The organism is uncultured Thiodictyon sp. (assembly GCA_903837595.1).
Lineage (GTDB): Bacteria > Pseudomonadota > Gammaproteobacteria > Chromatiales > Chromatiaceae > Thiodictyon.
Genome location: CAILVI010000216.1, coordinates 1 through 1,735 on the forward strand (window position 1 = coordinate 1; position 1,735 = coordinate 1,735).

Sequence of the window (1,735 nt, forward strand, 5' to 3'; positions counted from 1 at the left end):
ACCAAAACCAACCCTGCGATTTGCCTTCGTAAAACCCATCGAGCCCGGCGCTGGCCGCGCCGGCGATGTCCAGTCCAAGCCCGACGAGAGACCATCTATACGCGCGCATACAGTGAACACAGTGGACAGGTTGAACCGATATTTCCCGCCCGCATGACGAGAAACCCCACCTCGCAGGCCGGGCAGTGCTGCAAGTCAGCCTGGCCGCTGCGCAAGTCACGCGCGGTGGCCCAGGCCAGATTGATGTCGATGAGTGGTGGCTTGCGCCGTGGGATCAGCGCCAGGTACATCTCGAAGGCGTCGAGCAAGGCGGTGTAGTTGATGGCCTGGTAGAGCCCCCGCCCATCGAGCCGCAGATACAAGGCGGCGAACAGGGATGCATGGGCCTGTTGCGGGCGGGTCTTGATGACGGTGCCCACGCTCGTGACCAGCGGTCCTCCGCGCGGTGAGCGGCCGTGGATCTCGCGGTACAGATTGCGCAGGTATTCGCGTGCCACCCCGGTGCCGGAATACACGATGGAGAGTTTGACGCCGTGTCTGACCAGGCGGATGGCCAACTGCAAGGCGGTGTAGCGATCAACTGCGCTCACTGGCGGCTCCGACGGCCATCAGCGCCGTGTGCATCGCCACCACCGGGCAATCCGTCTCAACGGGAACCCGGCCTCCCGGCAGGCAGACGGTCGCCATCGCCCGGGTGGGCAACCGGACCTCGAACGTGCAGACCGGGAGCTGCGCCAGCGCCAGGACCTGATCGGGGCCGGCCGTCAGCAACCATTCCGCCAGGACTTGGGGGACGCCGAAGGCGGCCATCGCGAACGGCACGCTCTCCCGGGCTGCGTCACGCGCGGCCAGGAAGAACGCGGCGTTGAGCCGCAGGATCGTCTCCGCGTGGTTCGGTGCGTTCAACGTCAGGGTTGAAACCACAGTTGCTCCCGCGTCGCGAGTACCCGCGGCACATACGCTTGCGTTTCCCGATAGGGGGGAACGCGCCAGCCGTGCTTGACGACGGCGTGCTCCCCCGCGTTATAGGCCGCCGCCACCAGTGCCGCGTCACCGCCAAACAACTCCGCCAGGTCGCGCAGATACCGCACCCCGGCATCGATGTTCTGCCCCAGGTCGTGCGGGTCGGCGCCGTAGCGCGACGCCGTACCCGGCATCAATTGCATGACCCCGCGCGCCCCTTTCGGGCTCAGGGCCGATTGGCGGAAGCCGCTCTCGTTCTTGGCGATGGCCAGCGCAAAGGCGGGGTCCACCCCGTGGCGCGCGGCCGCCGTCTTGATCAGGTGAACCACGAACGGCTGGTCGGCGGGCTCGGCATGGCCGGGCCCGGCGGGGGCGCGCGGCGCCGTCACCGGTGGCTTGCCGACGCAGCGGATCGTCGGTGCCGCCGCGCCGCTGGGCGCGCCGTCCAGGGCCGTCGCGACGGCCAGGACATGCCGGCCCAAGGCGCGTGCCGCGGTGGGATCAGCGGGATAAGCGACGCGGCCGATCGCCAGCGCCGGATCATTCGGGGTCCTGCGTAGACCCTCAGCCAGGACCTCGGCGGCCAGCCGCAGGTTGGTCGCCGGGTCCAGCAGGTCCGACGCCACGTCGACGTGATCACCAAAGCGAGCGATGTTGATACCCGTCATACCGACGTCCATGGTGTTCTGTGTTGACCCAAAGTCGGGTGTCAGGAGTGCCTGTGCGGCATGGAACCGGTCCTGGTAGTGGTGGGGGCGTCCCCGGGTGATCA

At 68.0% G+C, this 1,735-nt stretch carries 3 protein-coding genes; all 3 read right to left on the minus strand.

The features are described from left to right. Nucleotides 1-95: 95 nt before the first annotated feature. Complete coding sequence (locus QZY44_RS11650) at nt 96-590, minus strand: FlhC family transcriptional regulator (protein WP_295446373.1); 495 nt, start codon at nt 588-590, stop codon at nt 96-98. After that, on the minus strand, nt 577-906 hold the full coding sequence (locus QZY44_RS11655) for a hypothetical protein (protein ID WP_295446375.1): 330 nt from the start codon (nt 904-906) through the stop codon (nt 577-579). The genes QZY44_RS11650 and QZY44_RS11655 overlap by 14 nt, the downstream gene beginning before the upstream one ends. Nucleotides 907-908: 2 nt before the next feature. After that, nucleotides 909-1,735 (minus strand): lytic transglycosylase domain-containing protein (locus QZY44_RS11660; protein ID WP_295446377.1); only part of this gene is annotated, 827 nt, incomplete at its 5' end.